This is a genomic window from Arthrobacter sulfonylureivorans, assembly GCF_047607445.1.
GTDB lineage: Bacteria > Actinomycetota > Actinomycetes > Actinomycetales > Micrococcaceae > Crystallibacter > Crystallibacter sulfonylureivorans_A.
Genome location: NZ_JBLKRT010000035.1, coordinates 22,043 through 38,314, shown reverse-complemented (window position 1 = coordinate 38,314; position 16,272 = coordinate 22,043). Strand labels below are relative to the sequence as shown.

Below are 16,272 nucleotides of genomic sequence, written 5' to 3'. Positions count from 1 at the left end.
AGCAAGCCGCCGGACGAGCATCCCGCCGGCAGCGCCGGCCCGCCGGCAGCGCCAGCCTGCTCCGGCCTGCGGCCGGCCTGCTCCGGCCTGCGGGCGGCCTGCTCCGGCCCGCGCCTGCCTGTTCGGGCACGCTACGCCTAGTCCCCGCGGCCGGGTGCGCCCACTTCCTCGGAGAGCGGGATCTCCTTGACGAAGCAGGCAAGGACCAGGGCGGCAAGCACGATGGGCACCGCGTACAGATAGATCGGCGGCAGCGCCTGGGCGAAGGCATGCGCGATGAACTCCTGGGCCGGGGCTGGCAGCGACGCGAGCACCGCGGGACCAAGCGAACTGAAGCTTTGGCCGCCGCCTGAGCCAAGCGCCGTCACCATTCCGGGCGGCGCTGCCGAAAATTGCTCGGTCAGCCGGCTGATGAAAATGGCCCCGAAGAGTGAAATGCCGAAAGTGGCACCGATCTGGCGGAAGTAGTTGGTGGCCGAGGTAGCCGTGCCCAGGTCCCGGCGCCGGACGCTGTTCTGCACGATCAGCACCAGGTTCTGCATGATGGAGCCCAGACCCAGTCCAAGCACCAGCATGCCGGCGGCGGTGAACGCGTACGGCGTGGTGTCCGAAATCTGCGAGAGCATGACCAGCCCCGCCGCGATCAGCGCGGTGCCGAGGATCGGGAAGATCTTGTAGCGGCCGGTGCGGGTCACCAGCTGCCCGGTGGCGGTGGTGGCTCCCACCATGCCCACCGTCATCGGAATCATCATCAGGCCCGACTCGGTGGCGCTGGCACCGTTGACCATCTGCAGGAACGTGGGCAGATAGGCGATCGCCGAGAACATCGCGATGCCCACGCACACGCCCATCAAGGTGGGCAGCGTGAAGTCCCGGTCACGGAACAGCCGCAGCGGCAGTACCGGCTCCACGGCCCGGCGCTCGGCCAGCACGAACAACACCGACGCGACCACGGTGACCGCGCCGAGCCCGATGATCACCGGACTGTCCCAGGCGTAGGTGGTCCCGCCCCAGCTGGTGAACAGGATGACAGCCGCGCTGGCGACGGCCAGCAGGAAGGTGCCCAGGTAGTCCAGCTTGGGCCGCGGCCCGCCCGGTTTGTGCAGGTGCAGCGTGGTGGTGATGACTGCCAGCGCCGCCGCTCCGAGCGGCAGGTTGATGTAGAAGACCCAGCGCCAGTTCCAGTGGTCGGTGATGAATCCGCCCAGCAGCGGTCCGCTGACCGAGGCGAGACCGAAAGCGGCCCCGATCAGGCCCATGTACTTGCCGCGTTCCCGCGGCGATACGAGGTCACCGATGATCGCCTGCGCGCCGATCATCAACCCGCCGCCGCCAACCCCCTGGATGGCGCGGAAAGCAATCAGCTGCGGCATGCTCTGGGCCATGCCGGAGAGCATGGAGCCGCCCAGGAACACTGCGATCGCGAAGATGAAGATGCTCTTGCGCCCGAAGAGGTCGCCGAGCTTGCCATAGATCGGCAGCCCGATGGTGGCGGCCAGGATGTAGGCGGTGATTACCCACGAAATGTGCTCCAGCCCGTTCAGGTCCCCGACGATCGTGGGCAGCGCCGTCGAAACAATCGTCTGGTCCAGCGCGGCGAGCAGCACGGCGAGCATCAGCCCCAGGAACACCACCGTGACCCGCGGCTGCGGCGTGCCGTCCCGGATATGATCCCGGTCCGTGGGTGCGGAAACCGGTGCTGCCGAAGGACCGGAGGGCTGGTCTGGACCCCGGTCTGGACTGGGAGGAACTGCCATGGTGTAAATTCCTGGCGGTGCGGGTGGCGCAGGCGGCCTGATGGTGGTTGCCTGGGGACGCTATCCGCCCCGCGACTGTTACCGTACTGCCGTCCGCGGAGCGACACAACCCCCGGTTTCGGCGCAGTGTTGCCGTACGCTGGAAGCCTGCCCAGCGAAGGGACACGCCAATGGACGACGCCGGATCTCGCCTGATTTTCGGCTGCATGGGGTTGGGTGGTGGCTGGGGGAGCGGCCCGCTGGAAGCCGCCGATGTCGCTGCGGCGCACACGGCCGTGGACGCGGCGCTGGACATCGGCATCAGGGTTTTTGACCACGCCGACATCTACGCCCACGGCAAGGCGGAGGCGGCGTTCGGCCGGGTGTTGGCCGACCGCCCGGAACTTCGCGAGAGCATCCACCTGCAAACCAAATGCGGCATCCGGCTGCCGGTTCCAGGGCTGGCCGGCCACTACGATTCATCGCGCGAGGCCATTGTGGGCAGCACCGAGGAAAGCCTGCGCCGCCTGCACACCGATTACGTGGACACGCTGCTGATCCACCGGCCGGACCCGCTGGCCCCGGCTGAAGAGATTGCCGAGGCCTTCAGCCGCCTCCGGCTGGCCGGGAAGGTCCGCCGGCTGGGCGTCTCGAACATGTCCGGCGAGCAGATGCGGTGGCTTCAGGCGGCGCTGGATGAACCGCTCGCAGCGAACCAGTTGGAAATGAGCCTGTACCGGCGGGACTGGCTTGAATCAGGCGTGCTGGTTAATCATCCGGAAGGCTCTGCGGTCAGCTTTCCGCACGGCACCCTGGAGTATTGCGCGGCCCACCGGGTTGAGCTGCAGGCCTGGGGTTCGCTGGCCCGGGGACGTTACAGCGGCCGGCCGGTGGAACAGGCCGTCGGCGGCCACAGGCAGGAAGCCCCCGGCGAAGGAGCGGCAGCAACCGACCCGGATGCGGCGGCGGCGGCGCTGGTCACCGAGCTGGCCCGGGACAAGGGCTGCACCCAGGAAGCCGTGGTGCTGGGCTGGCTGCTGCGTCATCCGGCCACCATCCGGCCGGTTGTCGGGACCAGCAATCCGGACCGCATCAAAGCCTGCGCCCAGGCCGAGGAGATCGGCGCGGCGATGACCCGGCAGGAATGGTACGAGCTGTGGGTAGCGGCCCGCGGCCGCCCGCTGCCCTAGACAGCGGCCCTCAACCGCGGCCGCCAGCTGCCCTAGACCGCTGCCCTCAACGCCAGCTGCCCTAGACGAAGGCGGGCTGCTCCAGCCGGCGGAAGGCGGAGTCGTGGAAGACCAGCGGTTCGTGTGCGCTGTCGTGCGTGGTCAGTCCGTGTACCTCCAACAGCACCACGTGGTGGTCCCCGGCCGGGAACTCCTGGTGCACGGAGCAATCCAGCCACAGCGCCGCGTCATTGAGGAAGAGCGCGTCCTGGTCGGTGCGGTGCAGGCTCAGCCCGGCGAAGCGGTCGCCGTCCTTGGAAGCAATCTGGCGGCAGACGCCGTCGTGCTCCGTGCCCAGCACCGAAACGCCGATGCGCCCGGCCTGGCGGACCACCGGCCAGGTCCGGGAGGTGTTCTGGACGGCGAACATCACCAGCGGCGGCTCCAGCGAAACGCCCACGGTGAAGGAGGAGGCGACGATGCCCTGGGGTTTGCCGTCGATGACGGCGCAGAGGGCGGCGATTCCGGAAGGGAAACGACCGAAGGCGGAGCGCAGTGTGTTCGGGGTCAAGTCGTTGTGCAGGGACATGGCCATCCTTGAAGCTAGGGCGCATCCGCTGCTGCCGGAGGATACGCGTACTTGCCTGCCGACAAACCCGGCGGGCCGAATCATCACCTGGAGCACCCCGCTACGGTAGAGGGTTGCCGGCCAACCAGCCAGGGCTGAGAAGTTGGCGCTCGTGATTCATTTCCAAGGTAAGAGCCGGACGTGGCCCCGGTCAAACACGGGTAACAGTTCGTTAAGAACCCTGGGAGGCGCTCTGCGTGCCGCTCGGCAGGCGCTTCCCTTAGGCGCCGGCGGGCTGTTCCGCGCCGCGGTGCAGCCGGAACGGGTGGGCCGGGTAGACGCCGAGTATCCGGATTTCGGTGGTGAAGAATTCCAGTTCTTCAAAGGCATGGACCATGGACTGGTCCTCCGGATGGCCCTCGACGTCCACCATGAACATGGTGGCCGCGAATTCGCCGCCCACCATGTAGCTCTCCAGCCGGGTCATGTTGATGCCGTTGGTCGCGAAGCCGCCCAGGGCCTTGTACAGCGCCGAGGGAACGTTCCGCACCCGGAAGACAAAGCTGGTCACGGCGGGACCGGGCAGTTCTTCGCGGCTGGGGACGGGCCGGCTGTCGGCCAGGACTACGAACCGGGTGGTGTTCGTCGGATCGTCTTCCACTTTTTCGGCGAAGACTTGCAGGCCGTACAGTTCCGCAGCCATCGGCGGCGCGAGCGAGACCTTGGTCGGGTCGTTCCATTCGGCCACCTCGCGGGCCGAGCCGGCAGTATCGCCAGCGATGACCGGAGTCAGTCCCAAGCGGCGAATCAGCTTGCGGCACTGGCCCAGGGCATGGATATGGCTGTGCACTTCACGGGCCTGTTCCACCGTGGCACCCGGGATGCCCAGCAGGCTGAAGCGGATGGGCAGGAAGAATTCCTCCACGATTTGCAGCGTGGTCTTGGGCAGCAGGGCATGGATATCCGCCACCCGGCCGGCGATCGAGTTGTCAATCGGGATCATGGCCAGCTCGGTCTCGCCGCTGGTGACGGCGGCGAAGGCGTCTTCAAAGCTGGCGCACGGCACCGCGTCCCACCCGGGCCGGACCTCAAGGCACGCCATATGCGAGTTGGAGCCGGGTTCACCTTGGTACGCGATTGCTGGAGCCATGGGCGAAATTATCCCACCCGGACGGCACAGCGCTTCATTCGGCGGGACACCTTCGGCGTCACAAAGCCGGACGATCCGCCGATACAGTGGAGAACGTGGAAGGACCCAACCCCCGTGCCGTCGCCCTGTGGCTGGCCGCTGCCGTCGTCACCCTTTTCGCCGTCAGCCTGACGGTGATGCCGTCCATCATGGGGCTGGACGTGATGCCTGCACTGATCGTGGTGTCCGTGCTGCTGCTGGTTGCCGCCGGCGTGTTGGCCGGCATGGCTATTGCGGCCAAGCGGTCGGGGCGGCGCTAGGTCCGGCTCCCTGAGGCAACCACCGCGTTGGCCCCGGAGCTGTCCGCAGGGCCTGCCGGCGGATCCTCCGGCAACAGCCGGCGCGCTCCCGGGCCGCTTTGACCCAGCCTGTCGGCTGGATTGTAGAGCGTGCAGGACCGCAGGGAGAGGCAGCCGCAGCCAATGCAGCCGGTGAGATCGTCGCGCAAGCGCTGCATTTCATCGATCCGCGCGTCCAGATGATCCCGCCATCCCGCAGACAGCTTTGCCCAGTTGGCCTTAGTGGGCGCACTGTCCCGAGGGAGCGAGTCCAGTGCTGCCTTGATCTCGCGCAGCGGGATGCCCACCTGCTGCGAAACCCGGATGAACGCGACTCGGCGCAACATATGCCGTGGATAACGCCGCTGGTTTCCGGAAGTGCGACGGCTGCTGATCAGCCCTGCCCGTTCATAAAAATGCAGTGCTGAAATGGCGGCCCCGCTGCGCTTGGACAGCTCGCCGGGGGTCAGTTCCTTCACATTGGCCGCGGGCATGGTCAAGGTCGCCCTCCTTCCTCTTGACCTGAAGCCTAGTTGAGGTTGTCGACTGGGGGAGTCCCGTAGTTGCAGGCAACAGACCCAAGGAGAAACTATGCACGCAATAGTCCAGCGCGAATTCGGCGGCCCCGACGTTTTGCTCTATGAGGAGCTTCCGGATCTTGCTCCCCAGGCCGGGCAGGTTCGCATCGCGGTTGGCGCCAGCGGTGTGCACTTGCTCGACACCAGCATCCGCAATGGCACCAGCTTCGGTACGATGCCCCGGCCGAAGCTGCCGATGGTTCCTGGGCGCGAAGTGGCCGGAGTGGTTGACCGGCTGGGGCCAGGGGTGGACGCACAGTGGCTTGGCAAGCGGGTGGTCGTGCATTTGGGCATGGCCAGCGGCGGCTACGCTGAGCAGGCGCTGGCAGCAGTGGATTCCTTGCACGAGCTGAATGCTGGCCTCGGCTTTGACGCCGCGGTCGCTGCGATCGGTACCGGCCGGACCGCCACCGGCATTCTCGACCAGCTCGCGCTTGGCGCCGAGGACACCGTGCTGATTCCGTCGGCCGCCGGCGGACTGGGCATCCTGTTGGTTCAGGCGGCGCGGAACGCGGGCGCCACCGTGATTGGACTTGCCGGCGGGCCGGCGAAGGCGGCCCATGCGCTGAAGGCGGGCGCCGGCGTCGTTATTGATTACCGTGTCCGGGGCTGGCAGCAGCAGTTGCGGAAACTCGGCCGCCCCACCGTGGTGTATGACGGCGTGGGTGGGGACGTGGGACGGCTCGCCTTCGAACTGTTGGCCGATGGCGGGACCCAGTTGGTGTTCGGCTGGTCGTCGGGTGAGGAGAACACTTACCGGCACGAGGGCAAGACGGCGGTGACGGTCCTGGGGCCGGCGCTCACCGCGCGTGCCGGCGGGCTGCGTTCATTGGAGGCGGAAGCGCTGGAACGCGCGGCGGACGGCACGCGGATCCCACTGACGGACACACGCTTCCCGCTCTCGCGGGCGGCTGAGGCACACCGTGCCCTGCAGGCGCGGGAAAGCTTCGGCAAGGTGGTCTTGGTTGCGGACGGGACCCACGCGTGAGCGCGGTATTGGCGCCGGCGCCGCTGCTGTCCCGCTCCTACCGCGCCACCACGGCTGGCCTGTTTGCGCTGGCCTTCCTGTTCGCCTTCGAATCCCTGGCGGTGGCCACGGTGATGCCTGTGGTCGGCCGGGAGCTCCACGGACTGGCGGCCTACGCCATTGCTTTTTCCGCTCCGATTGCCGTCTCCGTGGTGGGCATCGCGCTGGCCGGTAACTGGACCGACATCCGCGGCCCGGCACCGGCGCTGCGCCTGGGCGTAGGCCTGTTCTCGCTGGGGCTGGCCGCGGCCGCACTCGCGCCCACCATGGCGGTGTTCCTGCTGGGTCGCGGCGTCCAGGGCTTAGGCTCGGGCCTGGCTGGCGTCGGCATGTACGTGCTGATCGCCAAGGCCTACCCAGAAGCGATGCGTGCCCGGGTGTTCACCGTGCTGACCAGCGGCTGGGTGCTGCCAGCTCTGGTCGGCCCTGCGGTGGCCGCTGCGCTGAACGATCTGCTGGGCTGGCGCTGGGTTTTCGGAACGGCGCCTGCCTTGGCCGTGGCCGCCTACCTGGCTTTGAGACCCGCTCTGCGCCGTACCTCGGGCACCGGGGCTGTGAAGAACGACGGCGCCCGTGCGGCCTGGGCGGCTGTCGTCGCCGCCGGGATTCTCGGGGTGGGCTATGCGGGGCAGCGCGATACGGCGTGGTGGGTACTGCTGTTCGTGGTGTCCATGGTCGCAGTACTCGTTGCAGCGCCCCGGCTGCTGCCGCCTGGCACCTGGACGCTGCGTCGCGGCCTTCCTGCCGTCATATCGCTCCGCGGTTTGATTGCCGCGGCATTCTTGGGCGCGGAGGTTTACCTGCCGCTGGCCTTGGTGCAGCAGCGCGGTTTCAGCCCCGTCCAGGCCGGACTATTGCTCACTCGGCACGGCGATGCTGACGGTCGGTGTCGGGCTGTCCGTGTTCAGTATCGACGCGGGCACTTGGGTTGGCATCGTCGTTGCCGGTTGGTCCGTCGCGGGACTCGGGATTGGCATGGCATTCTCCACGCTGTCGGTGCTGATGCTGGACTGCTCCCGCGATGGTGAAGAAGGAGCGAACAGCTCCGCCATGCAGATCAACGACGCGGTGATGGAGTCCCTTTGGTTGGCGCTGGGAAGCGTCGCTTTCGCACTGCTGCTGCCGGTTGCCGCGCTCTGGGCGTTCGGGCTGGCGTTCGGCAGTTCATTCCTGCTGGCCGCCGCCGCGCTGCTGCTGGTCCGGCGGCTGCGAGGCTAGTTGGACCGCAGGGCTCTGCCGGCAGTGCTTCTGGGCTTGGCGTGCCGAAAGGTTTTAGCTGAGGTGTGATTCCTGGGTGATGCCGTAGGGCACATCGTCGCTCAGCTCCACGGTGAACTGCCCGGGGCCGGTGCGGGTTACCAGGATGCCGCAATCAGCGTCGATGGCGGCGATTTTCTGCAGTTCTTCCACCGCAGCGTTGAGGAGGTCGTGGGCCTCGGAGGCCGTTTGTGCCGTCAAAGACTTGGTAGCCAAAGTCGTGGCCATGGTTCTGCCTTTCGTGACCGGATGCTGCCGCAGAGGAGAAAGCGCGGTTGGTAGCTTCCGGCCGGAACGTGGTGCCCCATGCGGAACGGTGCATGGAAGATTACATTGTGCCATTCCAATGGACATCAGATGAATTTTCAAGGGGCGTGGCGCGCAACTTCTCCCGCACTTTCGCCGCGTTGGCGCGGAAATACGCGGAATTATCGGCCGGGAAATGTGGTCAAAGATACGCGCAGCGGGCCGACGGGAAGGGTGGGGGAGCCGGTAGCGCAAAGCATGAGCTACCGCCACCAGCCGGCGCGGACTCGGGGACAGTGCGTGCGGCCCGGGGCCTAGAACGGCCCGGGGCCTAGAAGGGGTTGAGCAGCCGGTGGACGAACTGCCGGGTGCGCTCTTCCTGTGGATCGCGCAGCACCTGGTCCGGGTGGCCGCGCTCCACCACCAGGCCGCCGTCCATAAACACCACCTCGCTGGCCACTTCCCGGGCGAATGCCAACTCGTGGGTCACCAGTGCCATGGTCCAGCCTTCATCGGCCAGTTCCTTGATCACGTGCAGCACGTCGCCCACCAGTTCCGGGTCCAGCGCCGAGGTCGGCTCGTCGAAGAGCAGCAGCGACGGTTTCAGCGCCAGTGCCCGGACGATGCCGACCCGCTGCTGCTGCCCGCCGGAAAGTTGGTGCGGGTACTGGTCTTCTTTCCCGGCAAGCCCCACCCGGTCCAAGAGGGACATCGCCTCACGAACGGCCTCGGCCCGGGGCCGCTTCTGCACCTGGACCGGGCCCTCGATGATGTTCTGCAGCACGGTCATGTGCGGAAACAGGTTGTAGTGCTGGAACACCATGGCGCTGCGGTCCCGCAGCGCGGAAATCTGCTTCCGGTTCACCGGCGAGCCGAAGTCCACGGCGGGACCGCCCGCAAAGGCGACCCGCCCGCCGTCGGGAATTTCCAGCCCATTGAGGCAGCGGAGCACGGTGGTCTTGCCAGAGCCCGAGGGCCCGATCAGCGCCAACACACCTCCGGTCTGCACCGACAGGTCGATGGACTTAAGCACCTGGTTGCTGCCGAAAGACTTGCGCAGCCCGTCAACTGACAGCACCGGCGCAGTCTCGGCACCGGGCCGTGGGACGGAGAGATCGTCAGTGGGCGACATAGCGGTCCAGCCTCTTTTCCAGTCGGGTCTGCCCGGCGGACAGGACCAGGCAGAACACCCAGTAGACGGCCGCGGCCTCCATGTAAAGCAGCAGGAATTCCTGGCTGAAGGCGGCGATTTCCTGAGCCACCCGGAACGCTTCGGTGACCAGGATCAGCGAGGCGAGGGACGTGTCCTTGACCAATGAGATGAAGGTGTTGGACAGCGGCGGCACCGACACCCGTGCGGCCTGCGGCAGGATGATTCGGCGCATGGTGGTGGTGCCGGACATGCCGATGGTGTGGCCCGCCTCCCACTGTCCCTTGGGGACGGACAGGACCGCAGCACGGATGATTTCAGCCGCATAGCCGCCCACGTTCATGGAGAAGGCGATGATTGCGCTGGGCCAGGGGTCGAGCACGATGCCGATCGACGGCAGGCCGTAGAAGATGACGAACAGCTGCACCAGCAGCGGGGTGCCGCGGATGACCGAGATGTAGGCCCGGGCGATGCCGGCCAAGAGCCGGTTGCCGCTCACCCGCATCAATGCGAGGAGGAGCGCCAGGACCAGGCCAATGGCGAAACTGGCCAGCGACAGTGGGATGGTGCCGGTCAGTCCGCCCTGGACAATAGGCCAGAGCGAACTGGCCAGCAGTTCCCAATCGATGTCCATATGGCTACGTTAGCGTCTCGCGTCCTGCCGCCTACTGGCTGACGTCGGTGCCGAAGTACTTCTCGGAGATTTTGGCCAGCGTGCCGTCAGCACGCAGCTCGTCCAGCGCCGTGTCGAAGGCCTTCACCAGGTCATCGCTGCCCTTCTGGAAGGTGAAGGCGCTTTGCGACTCCTCGTCGGTCTTCGCGGCCACCTTGATGTCCTTGTTGTCATGGCTGGCCTGGTAATCCAGGTAGGTGAGCTCGTCATTGATGGTGGCGTCCACGCGGCCCTGCTCCAGCAGCGACACTGCCTGGGCCCAGCCTTCGACCGACTGGACCTTGGCGCCGGCCTGCTCGGCGATCTTGTACCAGTTGCTGGTCAGCGACTGGGCGCTGGTCTTGCCCTCCAGGTCTGCCACCGACGAAATGTCGTTGTTGTCGCTCTTCACGACGACGACGCCGGTGCTCACCGTGTAGGGCTCGGAGAAGTCGTACTTGGCCTGGCGCTGTTCGTTGATCGAGACCTGGTTGGCGATCACGTCAAACCGGCCCGCGTCCAACCCGGCGAAGATGGCGTCCCACTGGGTTTCCTCGAACTTCACGTCCACGCCCAGCTTTTCGGCCACGGCGGTGACGATCTCGACGTCGTAACCGGTCAGCTTTCCGCCGCCGTCTTCGTGGAAGCTGAACGGGCGGTAGGTGCCCTCGGTGCCCACCGTGATCACGCCAGCGTCCTGGATTTCCTGCAGGGTGCTGGCGGCTGCCGAGCTCGACGGCTGCGACTCCGACGGCGTGGAGGTGCTGCAGCCGGCCAGCACCAAGGCGGCAGCTGCGGCGGCACCGAGCACTGACAAACGACGACGAATCATGATGGGGGTTCCTTGTGATCTAGGAGTATGAACCTGCCGGTGGGGTGGCCGGAGGATGCTGAACGCTAGCACGTACAACAACCGCCACCTCAAGATATGTTCCGAACTGTGTCGGTACTGTGAGCAGCGGCACGCTGCCGCGCCTCTGGCCGCCGGCGCACCCTGCCGTGCTCAGCCACCGCGGCTCACGCCGCCGTCGTCCGTCGGTCAGTCCGCGGCCACCCGGACCAACAGCGCGCCCGGGTCAACCCGCATCGAGAGCCGGGAACCCAAGCCGATATGGTCACCGTCCAGCTGCATCTCCTGCGGCCGGGCGGCGGTGATCTCCACTTCCTTGCCCTGGTAGTAGTCCACCGACGGGTCAACGCTCCGGCCGCGCTTGGCCAGCCCGGCCAGCACGCCAAGCCAGCCCAGCCGGCCACGCGGGGAAATGGTCATGATGTCCAGCAGCCCGTCATCGATCTGGGCACCCGGGAACATCTCGAATCCGCCCTGGATCTTGCCGCAATTGCCGCCCATCACGCTGCGCATCCGCAGGGCGACGGGTTTGCCGCCGTCAATGGACAGCGTGGCGCGGACCGGCTTGCCCGGAAGGTTGCGCAGCCCGGCCTCCACGTAGGCGAGCCAGCCGATGCGGTCCTTGAGCCCGTCGTCCGTGCCGCCAATGACCGCCGCGTCGAAGCCGAGCCCGGCCATGACCAGGAACACCGCGCCGTCGCCTGAGCCGTCCACGACGGCACGCACGGCGTCGATGTTCCGGTCGCGGCCGGTCAATGCGATGCGTACCGCGGTCTCCGGGTCGTCCACCGGCAGGTCGAGGTTGCGCGCCAGCAGGTTGCCGGTCCCCAGCGGGATCACCCCCAGCGGCATGTCCGTGTCGGCCAGCCGCCCGGCCACGCGGCGCACTGTGCCGTCACCGCCGGCCGCGATGACAAGATCGACGCCCGCATCCAGTGCCTGCTGCGTCTGGCCCGCACCCGGGTCCTCCAGCGTGGTCTCCATCCAGAGCGGCGGCTGCCAACCGTTTTCGGCGCAGGCATCCTCGACCAGCGACACCAAATCAAAGCTGAACTTCTTCGAAGGGTTCCAGACCACCGCTGCACGGCGGGAGGCTGAGGGAGCGAATTCGGTCATGATGTCCTTACCTGGGTCCTGTCCGGCCGGCGCCGTGGCCTTTGCAACCCGACGAAACCCATTCAAGCAGCATTCGCCAACAGCCGCCCGGCTCGACATCGCCCCGGGGCGCTTATAAGTTCGAACAGGACACTCTCGGATCCAGGAGAAGAATGCTTCGGCGCGCACTTGCACTCATCATGGCCCTGCTGCTGACCGTGGCGGTGGCTGCTTGCGCTCCGGAGCGGGAATCGCCGGACCCAACAGCCCAGGCCCTGGCCAAAGGACTTGCCGCCAACGACGTCTCCACGGTGGCCTTCGCCGATGCCACCGGCGCCCAGGTGCAGGAGCAGTTCGCCGCGCTGACCAAAGAGATGGACCCTTGGCAGCCCGACGTCACCGTGACAGATGTGGAGGAGGTTGAGTCCAACCTGTTCCGGGCCACCCTTTCCTATGACTGGCAGGTGCCGGACTCGGAGCAGAGCTGGAGCTACACCACCACCGCGGACCTGCACTATGCGGATGACCGTTGGCAGGTGCGGTGGACGCCGCAGGTCGTTGAACCCTCGCTGGCCGAGGGCGAACGGCTGGTGCTGGCCACGGCCGAGCCGCAGCGCGGCCAGATCCTCGACGCAGACGGCGAAGCGATCGTCAAGAACCGCCCGGTCAAGATTGTCGGGATCGACAAGAGCGGGCTGGACGAAGCAGCCGCCGAGGACTCGGCCCGGGAGCTGGCAGCGTTGGTCGACGTCGACGCCGCGGACTATGCGAAGAAGGTTGCCGCCTACGGGCCGGAGGCCTTCGTCGACGCGATCACTCTTCGCGAGGGTGCCTTCAAGAAGCTGGACCAGGGCAAGCTGGAGGACATCGACGGTTTCCTGGCCGTGGACGACGAGATCCCGCTGGCGCCCAGCCGCACCTTCGCCGGCCCGGTGCTGGGTTCCGTCCGGGAAGCCACGGCGGAGGACATCGAGAAGTCCGAGGGCAAGGTGGTGGCGGGCGAGACGGTCGGCGCTTCCGGCCTGCAGTCGGCCTTCAACAAGGAGCTCTCCGGTACCCCGGGAGTCACGGTCTCCGCCGCCTCGGAGCCGGCCGAAGAAGGCGCCGAAGCGCCCACCCGCCAGCTGTTCCACCAGGACGCGGCCGACGGCAAGGACCTGAAAACCACGCTGGTGCCGGACTTGCAGTCCGCCGCCGAAGACATCCTGGCCGACACCAAGTCGCCGAGCTCGATCGTTGCGCTGCGGCCCTCGACGGGCGCCGTCCTGGCGGCTGCCAACGGGCCGGACAGCGAAGGCTACAACACTGCGTTCCTGGGCCAGTACGCACCCGGTTCCACCTTCAAGATCGCCACGGCCTTGGGCCTGCTGCGCAACGGGATGACGCCGGATTCCGCCGTCACCTGCGATCCGGAACTGGTGGTGGACGGCCGCACCTTCGAGAACGCGGACAGCTACCCGGCGGCCTTCACCGGCGAGATCACCTTGACCGAGGCCATCGCCCACTCCTGCAACACCGCGTTCATCTCTGAACACCAGAAACTTTCGCAGGACCAGCTCGCGGATGCCGCCGGCGCCTTGGGCGTCGGCATGACGGCCAACCCCGGCATTGAGGCCTTTCTGGGCACGGTGCCGCGCGAAGACTCCGAGGGCACCGCCCACGCCGCCTCGATGATCGGCCAGTCCCGCGTACAAACGTCGCCGCTGTCGCTCGCCACCCTGATGGCCGCCGTGGTGAAAGGCGGATCCGTGGTGCCCACGTTGGTGGACGGACACGATCCCAAAGCTGAGCTCCCCGATGTGCCGAAGCTGACCGAAAAGGAAGCCGAACAGCTGCGCACCATGATGCGGTCGGCCGTGGTGGACGGCTACTTGACCAATCTGGCCGACCTGCCCGGCAAGCCCGCGATCGGCAAGACCGGAACCGCCGAATACGGCTCCGAAAACCCGCCGCAGACACACTCCTGGGTGATCGCTGGCCACGGAGACCTGGCCATTGCGGTGTTCGTCGAGGACGGCAAGCTCGGCGCCGAGACGGCCGGCCCGCTGGCCGAGGCCTTCCTGGAAGCGGCTGCCGGCTAAGCCCGGCCGCCTGCGACGTGCCGTTCCGCCTACCAGCGGTGGGCCACGTCAACCACCAGCCGGGACGTCTTGCCCGGACCGTCGAGGGTGAAGACCCTGAACGGCAGTCGGGCGCGCACGCCCAGGCCGATGGTGGTGTAGCCCTCGAAACTTCCGCCCCAGGCGAGCTGGCGGAAGGTGGTGTAGCCATGGACGTTGGCCAGTTCCTTCGGGTGGGCGGGACGGTAGGTGGCGCGGCCGCTGGAATTGTAGGCCGGTGCCTTGATGACCACCGCCAGGTCGGCGCCGCCGCGCAGCGGAATCACGCGGCCGGAACCCTGCGCGCGCACCGTTCCGTAACGCACCGAGTAGCCGGCGACGTCACCGCGGAGGGTAACGACCATGCGGTCGTAGCAAGTGTGGCGACCGGTGCGGACATTGGTGATCGGGGCGGTGGTGTTCCCGGGTGCGGATTTGGCCGTCGATCCCCAGGAAATCCCGCAATAGGAGGCGGCGGACGCGGGGCCCGGAGCCACCAGTCCCAGGCCGAGGACCAGCAGGATCACGGACAGCCATGTGGGAAGCTTCCTCATGGCGCACCGCCTTTCATCGCGTGGCAGATGCACTCAGGATAGGAGCGTTTTCCACCGCCGGACCGGGCGGTTCCGCGATGATGGTGAAACCGTTACGTCGCGCCGTTCCGGACGGTGTTTCCTTGATCTTTCGGTGACCCGTCCGTGGGCCACCCCATGGGGAATCCGACTGTTACGCGCCGACGTAACATAAATCACAATCCTGTAATTAGCCCGCGACCGGTGGCATACTGTCAGCGTTAGCCGGTTTACGGACCCCCCAATTTTGACCGGGCCGGCGATCCCCCAAGAGCCAGCCCCGCGTGAACACACCGCGGGGCTGGCGGTTTAATCGTCACACTATGCTGCCTGCCGGGAGGGTGCTTCCCGGAAGCCGCCCTCGTCCCGGAAGCCTCGTCAGTCTGGAAGCCCCGGTCCGCCTGCCCTGACGTCCATCACCTCGGCCGAGGTGATCCGGCGCAGGTCCTCGAAGCCGATCGAGAACATCGCACGATGATCACCGGCGCCGGCCCAGAGCACGGGATGGTCGGCCAGGGAACGATCCAGCACCGTACGGATCGGCTCGGGGTGTCCCACGGGCGCCACACCGCCGATGGCCTGACCGGTATGCGTCAGGACAAAGTCCGGGTCCGCCCGCCGGATGCGCGCCAGTCCCAGTGCGGACGCCAGCAGTTTCGTGTCCACCCGCGCTGCACCGCTGGATAGGATCAGCAGCGGGCTGCCGCCGGAATCAAACACCAGGCTGTTGGCGATGGCGGCAACATCGCAGTCCAGCACCCGGGCCGCATCCACGGCGGTGGGAACCTCGTCGTCGAACACCATGACGGTGTCCGCAACACCGCGTTCCAGCAGGGCGGTCCGGACGGCGGCTACTGGGTTAGTCATGACCCGATGGTATCCAAGGGACCGAAGCCTCAGCCCACATCGAAGCCGTTGAGCCGGCCCGTCGCGGCGTCGTACGTTGTTTCGACGTCCCTGACCCGGCCCGGCGCGGCACCAGATTTAAGTGCCGCCACCAGTTCCTCCACTGCGTCCCGCGGGCCCTCGGCCACTACGCCGACTGTTCCATCGGGGTGGTTGACGGCAGATCCGACCAGCCCCAACCGCTCGGCCTGGTCGCGGGTCCAATAGCGGAAGCCCACGCCCTGCACCCGGCCGCTCACGGTCGCGCTGACGCGGACATTGCGGCTGCTCCCGTGCTGTTCGTCCATGTATCCCTCCTGGCGGCTGTGCCTCCAGCGTACGACGGCGGGTGCTCGTCCCAGGCGGTCCCGGAGCCGCTCGCCTCAGCCGGTTCCGGAACCGTAGGGGCGGGTGATCGCCTCCAGGAAATGGCCGTCCGGGTCAGTGAAGTAGACACCGCGGCCGCCGTCGTTGTGGTTGATGGTCCCGGGACGGTTTCTGGCTGGGTCGGCCCAGTAGTCGATCCCTGCCGCCTGGATGCGTTCGAAGATGCCGTCGAAGTCGTCTTCGCCGACCAGAAAGGCATAGTGCTGGGGCTGGACGCTTCCGTTGGCGTCGGCGTAGTCCAGCGCCACACCGCCCTCCAGTGTGATCGTCATAAAGTGCCCGAACATCGGCTGCGGCGGACCAAGTCCAAAGATCTCCGCAAAGAATTCAGCCGACGCCTTCTTGTCCGCGGCATAAACAATGGTGTGGTTGAACGAGACGGCCATGGTGCCCTCCGATTCAGGCGGCCGGACTTCCCGTTTCACGTCCGGCGTGGCTCCATTCAACTCTGCGCCGGACCGAGGGACAAGGTCCGGGTCAGGCAGAACCGGCGCCTTAACGCAGTAGCGGACGAACCGGCACGTCTGGTGCCGG

The 16,272-nt window shown here is 67.0% G+C and carries 19 protein-coding genes and 1 riboswitch; of the genes, 6 read left to right on the top strand and 13 right to left on the bottom strand.

What is annotated here, in order from left to right; genetic code table 11:
- Positions 1 to 137: 137 nt before the first annotated feature.
- Positions 138 to 1,757, bottom strand: coding sequence for an MDR family MFS transporter (locus ACMX2H_RS15685; RefSeq protein ID WP_414961738.1), 1,620 nt, complete (start codon positions 1,755 to 1,757; stop codon positions 138 to 140).
- A 170-nt stretch (positions 1,758 to 1,927) separates the two neighbouring features.
- Here ACMX2H_RS15685 and ACMX2H_RS15680 point away from each other — a divergent pair, with 170 nt between their 5' ends.
- Complete coding sequence (locus tag ACMX2H_RS15680; RefSeq protein WP_414961736.1) at positions 1,928 to 2,926, top strand: aldo/keto reductase; 999 nt, start codon at positions 1,928 to 1,930, stop codon at positions 2,924 to 2,926.
- 61 nt (positions 2,927 to 2,987) lie between these two features.
- Here ACMX2H_RS15680 and ACMX2H_RS15675 read toward each other — a convergent pair whose 3' ends face one another.
- Both ACMX2H_RS15675 and ACMX2H_RS15670 read right to left on the bottom strand, forming a co-directional pair.
- On the bottom strand, positions 2,988 to 3,494 hold the full coding sequence (locus ACMX2H_RS15675; protein ID WP_414961734.1) for a flavin reductase family protein: 507 nt from the start codon (positions 3,492 to 3,494) through the stop codon (positions 2,988 to 2,990).
- Positions 3,495 to 3,536: 42 nt separating this feature from the next.
- A riboswitch (SAM riboswitch) is annotated at positions 3,537 to 3,651 on the bottom strand.
- A 102-nt stretch (positions 3,652 to 3,753) separates the two neighbouring features.
- Positions 3,754 to 4,623, bottom strand: coding sequence for a prephenate dehydratase (locus ACMX2H_RS15670; protein WP_414961732.1), 870 nt, complete (start codon positions 4,621 to 4,623; stop codon positions 3,754 to 3,756).
- Positions 4,624 to 4,718: 95 nt separating this feature from the next.
- Between ACMX2H_RS15670 and ACMX2H_RS15665 the strand changes: the two genes are divergently transcribed.
- Positions 4,719 to 4,922: a hypothetical protein gene (locus tag ACMX2H_RS15665; protein WP_414961730.1), complete on the top strand. Its 204-nt coding sequence runs from the start codon at positions 4,719 to 4,721 to the stop codon at positions 4,920 to 4,922.
- Here ACMX2H_RS15665 and soxR read toward each other — a convergent pair.
- Positions 4,919 to 5,434, bottom strand: coding sequence for a redox-sensitive transcriptional activator SoxR (gene soxR, locus ACMX2H_RS15660; RefSeq protein WP_414961741.1), 516 nt, complete (start codon positions 5,432 to 5,434; stop codon positions 4,919 to 4,921). The genes ACMX2H_RS15665 and soxR overlap by 4 nt on opposite strands.
- Before the next feature lie 97 nt (positions 5,435 to 5,531).
- Between soxR and ACMX2H_RS15655 the strand changes: the two genes are divergently transcribed.
- From ACMX2H_RS15655 to ACMX2H_RS15645, 3 genes are read left to right on the top strand one after another with little or no spacing between them, the layout of a single operon-like run.
- On the top strand, positions 5,532 to 6,506 hold the full coding sequence (locus tag ACMX2H_RS15655) for a zinc-binding dehydrogenase (RefSeq protein WP_414961729.1): 975 nt from the start codon (positions 5,532 to 5,534) through the stop codon (positions 6,504 to 6,506).
- Positions 6,503 to 7,573: an MFS transporter gene (locus ACMX2H_RS15650; RefSeq protein ID WP_414961728.1), complete on the top strand. Its 1,071-nt coding sequence runs from the start codon at positions 6,503 to 6,505 to the stop codon at positions 7,571 to 7,573. The genes ACMX2H_RS15655 and ACMX2H_RS15650 overlap by 4 nt, the downstream gene beginning before the upstream one ends.
- A complete protein-coding gene (locus ACMX2H_RS15645; RefSeq protein WP_414961726.1) occupies positions 7,521 to 7,763 on the top strand; it encodes a hypothetical protein in 243 nt (80 codons plus the stop codon). The genes ACMX2H_RS15650 and ACMX2H_RS15645 overlap by 53 nt, the downstream gene beginning before the upstream one ends.
- A 54-nt stretch (positions 7,764 to 7,817) precedes the next feature.
- Here ACMX2H_RS15645 and ACMX2H_RS15640 read toward each other — a convergent pair whose 3' ends face one another.
- The 5 genes from ACMX2H_RS15640 to ACMX2H_RS15620 form a co-directional block, all read right to left on the bottom strand.
- Entirely contained in the window at positions 7,818 to 8,030 is a 213-nt protein-coding gene (locus tag ACMX2H_RS15640) for a hypothetical protein (RefSeq protein ID WP_414961724.1), read from the bottom strand.
- 349 nt (positions 8,031 to 8,379) lie between these two features.
- Entirely contained in the window at positions 8,380 to 9,180 is an 801-nt protein-coding gene (locus ACMX2H_RS15635; protein WP_414961722.1) for an amino acid ABC transporter ATP-binding protein, read from the bottom strand.
- Positions 9,167 to 9,832, bottom strand: coding sequence for an amino acid ABC transporter permease (locus ACMX2H_RS15630; protein ID WP_414961720.1), 666 nt, complete (start codon positions 9,830 to 9,832; stop codon positions 9,167 to 9,169). The genes ACMX2H_RS15635 and ACMX2H_RS15630 overlap by 14 nt, the downstream gene beginning before the upstream one ends.
- Before the next feature lie 31 nt (positions 9,833 to 9,863).
- Positions 9,864 to 10,682, bottom strand: coding sequence for an amino acid ABC transporter substrate-binding protein (locus tag ACMX2H_RS15625; protein ID WP_414961718.1), 819 nt, complete (start codon positions 10,680 to 10,682; stop codon positions 9,864 to 9,866).
- A 207-nt stretch (positions 10,683 to 10,889) separates the two neighbouring features.
- A complete protein-coding gene (locus ACMX2H_RS15620) occupies positions 10,890 to 11,816 on the bottom strand; it encodes a diacylglycerol/lipid kinase family protein (protein ID WP_414961717.1) in 927 nt (308 codons plus the stop codon).
- A gap of 152 nt (positions 11,817 to 11,968) precedes the next feature.
- Here ACMX2H_RS15620 and ACMX2H_RS15615 point away from each other — a divergent pair, with 152 nt between their 5' ends.
- Entirely contained in the window at positions 11,969 to 13,876 is a 1,908-nt protein-coding gene (locus tag ACMX2H_RS15615) for a penicillin-binding transpeptidase domain-containing protein (protein ID WP_414961715.1), read from the top strand.
- A 29-nt stretch (positions 13,877 to 13,905) separates the two neighbouring features.
- Here the strand turns inward: ACMX2H_RS15615 and ACMX2H_RS15610 are convergent, their stop codons facing one another.
- The 4 genes from ACMX2H_RS15610 to ACMX2H_RS15595 form a co-directional block, all read right to left on the bottom strand.
- Positions 13,906 to 14,448 (bottom strand): AMIN-like domain-containing (lipo)protein, encoded by a 543-nt coding sequence (locus tag ACMX2H_RS15610; protein ID WP_414961714.1) that lies wholly within the window; start codon positions 14,446 to 14,448, stop codon positions 13,906 to 13,908.
- A 396-nt stretch (positions 14,449 to 14,844) separates the two neighbouring features.
- Positions 14,845 to 15,333: a YbaK/EbsC family protein gene (locus ACMX2H_RS15605; RefSeq protein ID WP_414961712.1), complete on the bottom strand. Its 489-nt coding sequence runs from the start codon at positions 15,331 to 15,333 to the stop codon at positions 14,845 to 14,847.
- Between the two features lie 29 nt (positions 15,334 to 15,362).
- Positions 15,363 to 15,659 (bottom strand): acylphosphatase, encoded by a 297-nt coding sequence (locus ACMX2H_RS15600; protein ID WP_414961710.1) that lies wholly within the window; start codon positions 15,657 to 15,659, stop codon positions 15,363 to 15,365.
- Between the two features lie 75 nt (positions 15,660 to 15,734).
- Positions 15,735 to 16,163 carry a VOC family protein gene (locus ACMX2H_RS15595; RefSeq protein ID WP_414961709.1) on the bottom strand — a complete coding sequence of 143 codons (429 nt, stop codon included), beginning with the start codon at positions 16,161 to 16,163 and terminating at the stop codon, positions 15,735 to 15,737.
- Between the last annotated feature and the right edge of the window lie 109 nt (positions 16,164 to 16,272).

Coding starts and splice junctions, on each gene's coding strand:
- ACMX2H_RS15685 (WP_414961738.1), bottom strand. CDS start 1,757: ATGGCAGTTCCTCCCAGTCCAGACCGGGGTCCAGACCAGCCCTCCGGT.
- ACMX2H_RS15680 (WP_414961736.1), top strand. CDS start 1,928: ATGGACGACGCCGGATCTCGCCTGATTTTCGGCTGCATGGGGTTGGGT.
- ACMX2H_RS15675 (WP_414961734.1), bottom strand. CDS start 3,494: ATGTCCCTGCACAACGACTTGACCCCGAACACACTGCGCTCCGCCTTC.
- ACMX2H_RS15670 (WP_414961732.1), bottom strand. CDS start 4,623: ATGGCTCCAGCAATCGCGTACCAAGGTGAACCCGGCTCCAACTCGCAT.
- soxR (WP_414961741.1), bottom strand. CDS start 5,434: ATGCCCGCGGCCAATGTGAAGGAACTGACCCCCGGCGAGCTGTCCAAG.
- ACMX2H_RS15655 (WP_414961729.1), top strand. CDS start 5,532: ATGCACGCAATAGTCCAGCGCGAATTCGGCGGCCCCGACGTTTTGCTC.
- ACMX2H_RS15645 (WP_414961726.1), top strand. CDS start 7,521: ATGGCATTCTCCACGCTGTCGGTGCTGATGCTGGACTGCTCCCGCGAT.
- ACMX2H_RS15640 (WP_414961724.1), bottom strand. CDS start 8,030: ATGGCCACGACTTTGGCTACCAAGTCTTTGACGGCACAAACGGCCTCC.
- ACMX2H_RS15635 (WP_414961722.1), bottom strand. CDS start 9,180: ATGTCGCCCACTGACGATCTCTCCGTCCCACGGCCCGGTGCCGAGACT.
- ACMX2H_RS15630 (WP_414961720.1), bottom strand. CDS start 9,832: ATGGACATCGATTGGGAACTGCTGGCCAGTTCGCTCTGGCCTATTGTC.
- ACMX2H_RS15625 (WP_414961718.1), bottom strand. CDS start 10,682: ATGATTCGTCGTCGTTTGTCAGTGCTCGGTGCCGCCGCAGCTGCCGCC.
- ACMX2H_RS15620 (WP_414961717.1), bottom strand. CDS start 11,816: ATGACCGAATTCGCTCCCTCAGCCTCCCGCCGTGCAGCGGTGGTCTGG.
- ACMX2H_RS15615 (WP_414961715.1), top strand. CDS start 11,969: ATGCTTCGGCGCGCACTTGCACTCATCATGGCCCTGCTGCTGACCGTG.
- ACMX2H_RS15610 (WP_414961714.1), bottom strand. CDS start 14,448: ATGAGGAAGCTTCCCACATGGCTGTCCGTGATCCTGCTGGTCCTCGGC.
- ACMX2H_RS15605 (WP_414961712.1), bottom strand. CDS start 15,333: ATGACTAACCCAGTAGCCGCCGTCCGGACCGCCCTGCTGGAACGCGGT.
- ACMX2H_RS15600 (WP_414961710.1), bottom strand. CDS start 15,659: ATGGACGAACAGCACGGGAGCAGCCGCAATGTCCGCGTCAGCGCGACC.